The 8,543-nt window shown below is 65.1% G+C and carries 9 protein-coding genes; 7 read left to right on the plus strand and 2 right to left on the minus strand.

What is annotated here, in order from left to right:
- The coding region (locus EOA29_RS16735) for an aldehyde dehydrogenase family protein (protein ID WP_127221162.1) at positions 1-932 on the minus strand (932 nt) is incomplete at its 3' end.
- Between the two features lie 264 nt (positions 933-1,196).
- The gene (locus EOA29_RS16740) at positions 1,197-1,688 is read right to left on the minus strand and encodes an Lrp/AsnC family transcriptional regulator (protein ID WP_126092240.1); all 492 of its coding nucleotides are present in this window, start codon (positions 1,686-1,688) and stop codon (positions 1,197-1,199) included.
- Positions 1,689-1,771: 83 nt separating this feature from the next.
- Between EOA29_RS16740 and EOA29_RS16745 the strand changes: the two genes are divergently transcribed.
- From EOA29_RS16745 to eutB, 7 genes are all read left to right on the plus strand, one after another.
- Positions 1,772-3,157, plus strand: coding sequence for a PLP-dependent aminotransferase family protein (locus EOA29_RS16745; RefSeq protein ID WP_126092241.1), 1,386 nt, complete (start codon positions 1,772-1,774; stop codon positions 3,155-3,157).
- Positions 3,158-3,293: 136 nt separating this feature from the next.
- Entirely contained in the window at positions 3,294-4,079 is a 786-nt protein-coding gene (gene ehuA / locus EOA29_RS16750) for an ectoine/hydroxyectoine ABC transporter ATP-binding protein EhuA (RefSeq protein ID WP_126092242.1), read from the plus strand.
- A 107-nt stretch (positions 4,080-4,186) separates the two neighbouring features.
- A complete protein-coding gene (ehuB, locus tag EOA29_RS16755; protein WP_126092243.1) occupies positions 4,187-5,038 on the plus strand; it encodes an ectoine/hydroxyectoine ABC transporter substrate-binding protein EhuB in 852 nt (283 codons plus the stop codon).
- 228 nt (positions 5,039-5,266) lie between these two features.
- Positions 5,267-5,926 carry an ectoine/hydroxyectoine ABC transporter permease subunit EhuC gene (gene ehuC, locus EOA29_RS16760; RefSeq protein WP_126092244.1) on the plus strand — a complete coding sequence of 220 codons (660 nt, stop codon included), beginning with the start codon at positions 5,267-5,269 and terminating at the stop codon, positions 5,924-5,926.
- Positions 5,926-6,585 (plus strand): ectoine/hydroxyectoine ABC transporter permease subunit EhuD, encoded by a 660-nt coding sequence (ehuD, locus tag EOA29_RS16765; RefSeq protein ID WP_127221163.1) that lies wholly within the window; start codon positions 5,926-5,928, stop codon positions 6,583-6,585. Before ehuC ends, ehuD begins: the two co-directional genes overlap by 1 nt.
- Before the next feature lie 5 nt (positions 6,586-6,590).
- Complete coding sequence (eutA, locus tag EOA29_RS16770; protein WP_126095778.1) at positions 6,591-7,367, plus strand: ectoine utilization protein EutA; 777 nt, start codon at positions 6,591-6,593, stop codon at positions 7,365-7,367.
- Positions 7,368-7,550: 183 nt separating this feature from the next.
- Positions 7,551-8,540, plus strand: coding sequence for a hydroxyectoine utilization dehydratase EutB (eutB, locus tag EOA29_RS16780; protein ID WP_126092246.1), 990 nt, complete (start codon positions 7,551-7,553; stop codon positions 8,538-8,540).
- Positions 8,541-8,543: the final 3 nt, after the last annotated feature.

The raw sequence follows: 8,543 nt of genomic DNA on the forward strand, positions 1-8,543 counted from the left end.
ACATAGACGCGGTTGGCGGCCAGGCAATCCTGGCCGGAGGTGGCGAATTTCGCGTCGATCGCGATCGTCACCGCCTTGTCGATATCGGCGTCGTCGAAGACGATCAGCGGCGCGTGGCCGCCGAGCTCCATCACCAGCCGCTTCATGGTCGGCGCGCTCTGCGCGGCGATCAGCCTGCCGACTTCGGTCGAGCCGGTGAAGCTCATGGCGCGAACCCTGGCATCGGCGCACATCGCGCCGACGATCGTGCGGGCATCGCCGGTGACGACATTGAAGACGCCGGCCGGCAGTCCGGCGCGCTCGCCAAGTTCGGCTAATGCCAGCGCCGACAGCGGCGTCTCGGAGGACGGATGCGCCACCACGGTGCAGCCGGCGGCAAGCGCCGCCGCGGCCTTGCGGGTGAGCATGGCCGACGGAAAGTTCCATGGGGTGACGACACCGACCACGCCGAGCGGCTCGCGGCGCACCGTCATCTCGGCGTTGGGCAGATGGCTGCTGACGCTTTCGGCATTGAGGCGTTTCGCTTCCTCGGCATACCACTCGACAAAGGAGGCGGCGTAGTCGATCTCGCCAAGCGATTCCTTGAGCGGCTTGCCCTGTTCCAACGTCATCAGCAGCGCAAGGTCGTCCTTGGCGGCGATCATCAGCTCGAACCATTTTCGCAAAATCCTGGAGCGCTCCTGCGGCAGGGCAGAGCGCCAGGCGGGCAGGGCGCGGGACGCCGCGTCGATCGCGTCGATCGTCTGACCGGCATCGAGCGCGGCGACGAAGGCCACGGTGGAACCGGTGGCGGGATCGGTGACCTCGAAGCTCGCGGCCGAATGGCCAGCCGTCCAGTGGCCGCCGACATAGCCGAGATCGCGCAGCAGACGGCGATCGGTCAGGCGGTCCAGTGCTTCGTGGCGGTGCGGGCGTGCAAAATGCGCTGACATCGATATCTCCCGGTGCCTATGCGATGTGGAGAGACTAGCCGCGCGACTGAGACAGAGAGGCTGTTTCGGCAGCCGCTTGTAGAGAGATTGTCTCTATTCGGAGGCAGGGCAGGACGATCTCTCTCCTAGCCTCAGACGTACGCTGCAACTGAGGCGGAGTCCCCCTCACCCGGATTGCCGACCGAATTGCGAAGGGCAACTGGGGGCAATCCGACCTCTCTCCGAGGGGAGAGGAGGTCGCCGCGTAGCGGCCGGATAGGGGGCTCACGCTTGCCCCGGCAGCAGGTCGGCGACCGGCAACACCGTCTCCTCCTTCACCGTCTTGGTGACGATGTAGGTGAAGTAACGGTCGATGCCGATCTCGCGTTCCAGCAGAGCGTCGACGAGTCGTTGATAGGCGTCGATGTCGCGCGCCATCACTTTCAGCACATAATCGACGCCGCCGCCGACCGACCAGCAGGCGACGATCTCGGGGATGTCGCGGATGACCCGCTCGAAACGGTCGAAATCGGCTTGGCGGTGGCTCGCAAGCGTCACTTCCATCAGCACCGTCGCCACTGGCGCGATCGCGCGCATGGCGATCGAGGCGTGATAGCCGGAAACGATGCCGGCCTTCTCCAGCTTGCGCAGCCGCATCCAGCAGGGCGTCGGCGAGAGGCCGACCTTCTCGGCCAGCGCCAGCTTGGTGATGCGCCCGTCGCGCTGGATGGCGTCCAGGATCTTGAGGTCGATCGGGTCGAGTTTCGCTGCCGCCATGCCGGCTCCGTTTTCTGTCCAAGACACCATGACGATGCATTATTTCGATTGTCAATTGCACTGATTTCGATCTCTAATAAGTCATGACATTATGGCAGCCAGATCCCGCTCTCATCCGCCGGCCGGCCTACCTTTCGCTGGCCGACCAGTTCGCGCGCGCGATCCATGACGGGCGGCTCGCCAATGGCGCTCGGCTGCCGACGCACCGACGCCTTGCGGATGACCTGAAACTTTCCGTGCAGACCGTCAGCCGCGCCTATGAGGAGCTGATTCGCCGCGGCCTGATCTCCGGCGAGATCGGACGCGGCAGCTTCGTGCAGACGCAGCGCCGCGAGCCGGATCCGCCCTACCTCCCAGAACGGTTGGGCGAGGTCATCGATCTTTCCATCCTGAAGCCGGTCTGCGAGCCGATGCATCTGGAGAAGCTGAAGCAGGCACTGGGGTGGCTCTCCGAGAACCTGCCGTCGAGCTCGGCGCTGTCGTTCCGGCCGAACATGGTGTTCCCGCGCCATCGCGCGGTGGCCGTCGAGTGGCTGAAGCTCTGCGGCCTCGAAGCGTCGCCGCAGAATATCTGCCTCACCAATGGCGCCACGGCCGGCATGACGGTGGCGCTGATGAGTGTGGCGCCACCCGGCTCGACCGTCGCCACCGAGGCGATCGGCCACCACACGCTGGTGCCGCTTGCCCGCTATCTCGGCTTCAACCTCGAAGGCCTGCCGATCGACGGCAATGGGCTCATTCCCGAGGCGCTCGACGAGGCCTGCCGTCTGTCGGACATCCGCGCCGTCTTCGTCCAGCCTTCGGTCATCAACCCGACGGCCACCTTGATGGACGCCGCCCGCCGCGAGCAGATCGCGGCCGTCGCGCGCAAGCACGATATCGCCATCATCGAAAACGATGTGCTTGGGCCTCTGGTCGAAGGCCGGCCTCCCGCTGTCGCTGCTTTCGCGCCCGAGCGAACGCTCTACGTCACCTCATTCACCAAGATCGTCGTGCCGGGTTTGCGCATCGGTTATCTCGCCGTGCCGGACCGCTACGTCGCTGCCGTCGCCAACCGCCACCTCGTCTCGAACTGGATGGCGACGCCGATGGTGGCGGAGATTGCGACGCGCTGGGTGAGCGACGGCACGGCGATGGAGCTGGTCAAGTGGCAGCGCGGGGCGCTCAGGCGACGGCAGGAGATCGCGGCGGAAGTGCTCTCGGGCGTCGATTATCGCAGCCATCGCGACGGGCTGCATCTTTGGCTGGAGCTGCCCGGCGACCGGGCCGAGGAGAGCTTTGTCGCGCAGGCGCGCCTGCGTGGCGTGGCGATCGCGCCGGGCACGTCTTTCCGCATCGCCGACACGCCCTGGCATCCGGCCGTGCGTATCTCGCTCGGATCGACCACCGAGGGGGAACTGCGCGCGGGCTTGAGCGTTGTCGCCAAGCTCCTGCTCGGCGATCCGGAGCATCTCCTGCTCGCCATCTGATGCATAAGCGGAGCGCAGATTGCCCTGAAATTGTGCGACGCCCGAAATATTGTCATGATATTATTTTCCTAATTGACATGATTTGGAGTGTTTCGCATCGTTAAGGGCATAGGCTGCTCCAGAACGGGGAAATCTGTTGCCCGCGCCCATTATCAAGGTCGACGCCATTTCGAAGAGCTTCGGTACCTTCAAGGTGCTGGACGGCCTGTCGATGCAGGTCATGCCGGGCGAGAAGCTGGCGCTGATCGGTCCGTCCGGATCGGGCAAGACGACGATCCTGCGCATCCTGATGACGCTGGAGAAGATCGACGGCGGCCACATCCAGATCGACGGCGAGCAGCTCTATCACATGGAGCGCAACGGGCAGCTGCTGCCGGCCGACGAGCGGCACCTGGCCAAGATGCGCCAGAAGATCGGCATGGTCTTCCAGCTCTTCAATCTGTTCCCGCACAAATGCGTCATAGACAACGTGACGCTGGCGCCGATGCTGACCAAGGGCGTCGCGCGCGTCGCCGCCGAAAAGCGGGCGATGGAACTGCTCGACATGGTCGGCCTGGCCGACAAGGCCAAGGCGATGCCGGCGCAGCTTTCCGGCGGCCAGAAGCAGCGCGTCGCGATCGCCAGGGCGCTGGCGCTGTCGCCCAAGATCATGCTGTTCGACGAGGTCACCTCGGCGCTCGATCCCGAACTGGTCGAGGAGGTGCTCAACGTTATGCGCAAGCTCGCCGCCGAGACCGACATGACGATGCTTTTGGTCACCCACGAGATGGGCTTCGCCCACGACTTCGCCGACCGGGTGCTGTTCTTCGACCGCGGCAGGATCGTCGAGGAAGGCAAGCCCGACGAGATTTTCCGCCATCCCAAGCAGGAACGCACGCAGGGCTTCCTGAAGAAGATCATCGCGGCCGGACACCGCGTCTGACCGCAATGCCCCAGGGGCGGTGAAGCCGTCCCGAAGACCAGAAACGGGCGGCGAGAACGCTGTCCCGAACCGAGCAAACCAAGAAGAGAGATAAGGAGTTGGGAACGATGAAGAAACTTGGCATTCTGGCTGGCGTCGCCGGCCTCGCAGTGGCCGCGGTGCTGGTCGCCTCTGGTGCGCGTTCGGCCGACGACGCCAAGCTGGAGGAGCTCAAGGGGCAAGGCTTCGCCCGCGTCGCCATCGCCAATGAGCCGCCCTACACGGCGGTGGCCGCCGACGGCAAGGTCTCGGGCGCCGCGCCCGACGTGGCGCGCGAGATTTTCAAGCGCCTCGGCGTCAACGATATCGTTGCCTCCATCTCCGAATATGGCGCCATGATCCCCGGCCTGCAGGCCGGGCGCTTCGACGTCGTCACCGCCGGTCTGTTCATGAAGCCGGAGCGCTGCGCGGCAGTCGCCTATTCCGAGCCGGTGCTTTGCGATGCCGAGGCGATGCTGGTGAAGAAGGGTAATCCGAAGGGCTTCAAGAGCTATGAGGACATCGCCAAGGACACGTCCGCCACCGTCGGCGCACCTGGCGGCGGCACCGAGGAGAAGCTGGCGCTCACCGCCGGCGTGCCGCGCGACCGCGTCATCGTCGTGCCGGACGGCCAGAGCGGCCTGAAGATGGTGCAGGACGGCCGCATCGACGCCTATTCGCTCCCCGTCCTGTCGATCAACGACCTGATCAAGAAGGCCAACGATCCGAACCTCGAAGTGATCGCGCCGGTGCAGGGCGCGCCGGTCTATTGCGACGGCGCCGCCTTCAAGAAGGGCGACGAGGCGCTGCGCGATGCCTATGACGTCGAGCTCGCCAAGATGAAGAAGTCCGGCGAGTTCGCCAAGATCATCGAGCCCTACGGCTTCTCGGCCAAGGCGGCGATGTCGACGACGCGCGAGAAGCTCTGCGCGGCGAAGTAGGCGCGACTTTTCCTTCTCCCCGTTCACGGGGAGAAGGTGGCCCGAAGGGCCGGATGAGGGGCGGCGCCAGCATTTCAGCGTTCGCGCTGCCCTCATCTGCCTGCCCGCCCTTCGCAGCAGCTACGCTGCAGCTTCGGAGGGTGGACAGCCTCTTCTCCCCGTGAACGGGGAGAAGAGGCTGTCGCGGCTGTCTCGCATAACAGCAAACGATTGGAATTTTGAAACCCAATGACCCAGTGGTCCGGCTATCTCGACCTGATATTGCAGGGAGCGCTTGTCACCATCGAGCTGACGCTGATGGGATCGGTGCTCGCGCTCGTCATGGCCTTCCTCGCCGGCATGGGCCGCGTGTCGCGTTTCTTCATCGTGCGCGCCTTGGCCACGGTCTACATCGAGTTCTTCCGCGGCACCTCGATCTTCGTGCAACTGTTCTGGGCCTATTTCGTGCTGCCCTTCGCCGGCTTGTCGCTGACGCCCTTGCAGGCTGGCGTGCTGGCGCTGGGCTTGAATGTCGGCGCCTATGCGGCGGAAGTGGTGCGCGGCGCCATCCTGTCGATCGGCCGCGAGCAGTACGAGGCCTGCACGGCGCTCAATCTCGGCCGTTGGCAAGGCATGCGCCACGTCATCCTGCCGCAGGCGCTGCTCATCATGCTGCCGACCTTCGGCAACAACGCGATCGAACTGCTCAAGGCGACGTCGGTCGTGTCGCTGATCTCGCTCGCCGACCTCACCTTCCAGGCGCAGGTGGTGCGCTCGCAGACTGGCAGCACGCTGATGCCTTTCGTTTCCGTCCTCGTCATCTATTTCGTGCTTGCGCTGATCATCTCCTGGGGCGTGCGCTCGCTGGAGCGCCGCATGGCGCGCGGCCTCGACGGAGTGCGTGTCTGATGGAATGGGATTGGAATTTTGTCCGGGAGATCATGCCGACGCTGATCCAGGGCGTGAAGATCACGATCCTGGCGACGGTGCTCGGCTCGGTCCTGGCGGCGATCGTCGGCCTGGCGATAGCGCTGGCGCGGCGCTCGCCGAACCGGGCGGTGTCGCGCAGCGTCGGCTGGTTCGCCGAATTCATCCGCGGCACGCCGCTCCTGGTGCAGCTTTACTTCATCTTCTACGTGCTGCCCGACATCGGCATCCTCTTGCCGCCGCTGGTGGCGGGCGTCATCGGGCTCGGTCTGCACTACGGCACCTATACCGCCGAGGTCTATCGCGCCGGCATCGACAATGTGCCGCGCGGCCAGTGGGAGGCCGCCAAGGCCTGCAATCTGAGCGGCCACCACACCTGGACGCATGTCATCCTGCCGCAGGCGATCCCGCCGATGATCCCGGCCCTGGCCAACTATTTCATCGCCATGTTCAAGGAGACGCCGCTGCTTTCGGCGATCACTGTGCTCGAGCTGATGAACCAGGCCAAGAGCGTCGCCAACAGCTACTATCGCTACATCGAACCGATGACGCTGGTTGGCGCCTTCTTCCTCGTCATCAGCCTCTGCTCCGTCGTACTCTTGCGCTGGCTGGAGCACCGCTACGGCAGGATCGAAAGATGAAAGTCATGAAACCGTTGCCCGAAATCCGGCTGGCGCCGAGCCGGCCCGCCCTCGATGCGCGTCCGCTGGAAAAACGCGTCGGCCTGATCGCCCTTGCCACCGACCATACCAGCGAGATCGACTTCCGCCGCATGGTGGCGAGCGAGCGGATCGGCGTCTATGTCGCGCGCATTCCCTATGCCAATCCGACGACGCCGGGGAATTTGCGCAAGATGCAGCCGCAGCTTTCGGCGGGCGCGGCGCTCATCCTGCCGGACGAGCCACTCGACGCCGTCTGCTACTCCTGCACCTCGGCCTCCGTGGTGATCGGCGACGCCGAGATCGAAGCCGCGATCCAGGCGGCCAAACCGAACGTTCCCGTGGTCACGCCACCCATGGCCGGCGTGCGCGGCCTGAATGCCTTCGGGGTGAAGCGCATCAGCATTCTGACCCCTTACACCATCGAGACCAGCCGGCCGATGGCGACCTATTTCGCCGCGCACGGCTTCGACATCGAGAGCTTCACCTGTCTCGGCTTCGAGGACGACCGCGAGATGGCGCGCATCAAGCCGGGCGCTCTCGTTGATCTGGCGCGCAAAGTCACCCATGCACGGGCCGATGCGCTGTTCGTTTCGTGCACGGCGCTACGCGCGGCGCTTGCCGTTCCAGGCATGGAGGAGGCGATCGGCCGCCCGGTCGTCACCAGTAACCAGGCCAGCGCCTGGAATTGCCTGCGACTCTGCGGCGACGACACACCACGGCCGGAGTTCGGCCGGCTGATGACGAAGCCGCTTGGACAGTAAAATTATGTCCTGCTTACAAGAGCGACCCCCTCTGGCCTGCCGGCCATCTCCCCCTCAAGGGGGGGGATTGGCTGCTGTTACGCTTTCGCCAATCATCGACGTTGCAAGAAGAGAGACAGCGTCGAAGCTGGTGATCTCCCCCCTTGAGGGGGAGATGGCCGGCAGGCCAGAGGGGGTCGCCCGATGACGCGCGCCATCGCCCTCGCGGACATACGCACCGCCCGCGAGCGTATCGCCAACAAGATTGAGCGGACGCCAACCGTCTTGTCGCAAAGCCTGTCGGATCGCGCGGGCCATCCCGTCCACCTCAAGCTGGAGCATCACCAGACCACCGGCGCGTTCAAGCTGCGCGGCGCGTCCAACGCCATCGCCGCGTTGAGCCCGCAGCAAAGATCGCGCGGCGTCGTCGCGGCGTCGACCGGCAATCACGGCCGCGCGCTTGCGCATGCCGCCAGGCTCGAAGGCATGCGCGCAGTGATCTGCATGTCGAAACTGGTGCCCGAAAACAAGCTCGACGCCATCCGCCGTCTGGGCGCGGATATCCGCATCGTCGGCAACAGCCAAGATGATGCCCAGCAGGAAGTCGACCGGCTGGTCGCGAAGGAGGGGCTGATTATGCTGCCTCCGTTCGACCATCCCGACATCATCGCCGGGCAGGGCACGCTCGGGCTGGAGATCATGGAGCAGGTCCCGGACGCAGCAAGCGTGCTTGTACCGCTCTCCGGCGGCGGATTGGCCGCGGGCGTCGCGGCGGCCGTCAAGGGTGTGAGCCCGAGCACGAAAGTTCTCGGCATCTCGATGGAGCGAGGTGCGGCGATGAAGGCGAGCCTCGATGCCGGCCGGCCGGTGCAGGTCGAGGAACTGCCGACGCTGGCGGATTCGCTCGGCGGCGGCATCGGCCTCGACAACCAACTGACCTTTGCCATGTGCCGCAGCCTGCTCGACGATGTCATCCTGCTTTCCGAGGACGAGATCGCCGCCGGCATCCGCCATGCCTATGAGAAAGAGCGCGAGATCGTCGAGGGCGCAGGCGCCGTCGGCATCGGCGCGCTGCTTTCCGGAAAGGTGAAGGCGAAAGGCCCGACCGTCCTCATCCTCTCCGGCCGCAACATCGACATGAGCCTGCATCGCCGTATCGTCTGCGGCGAACTCATAACGGAGCACGCTGCATGAAAG

Source organism: Mesorhizobium sp. M1E.F.Ca.ET.063.01.1.1 (genome assembly GCF_003998155.1).
Lineage (GTDB): Bacteria > Pseudomonadota > Alphaproteobacteria > Rhizobiales > Rhizobiaceae > Mesorhizobium.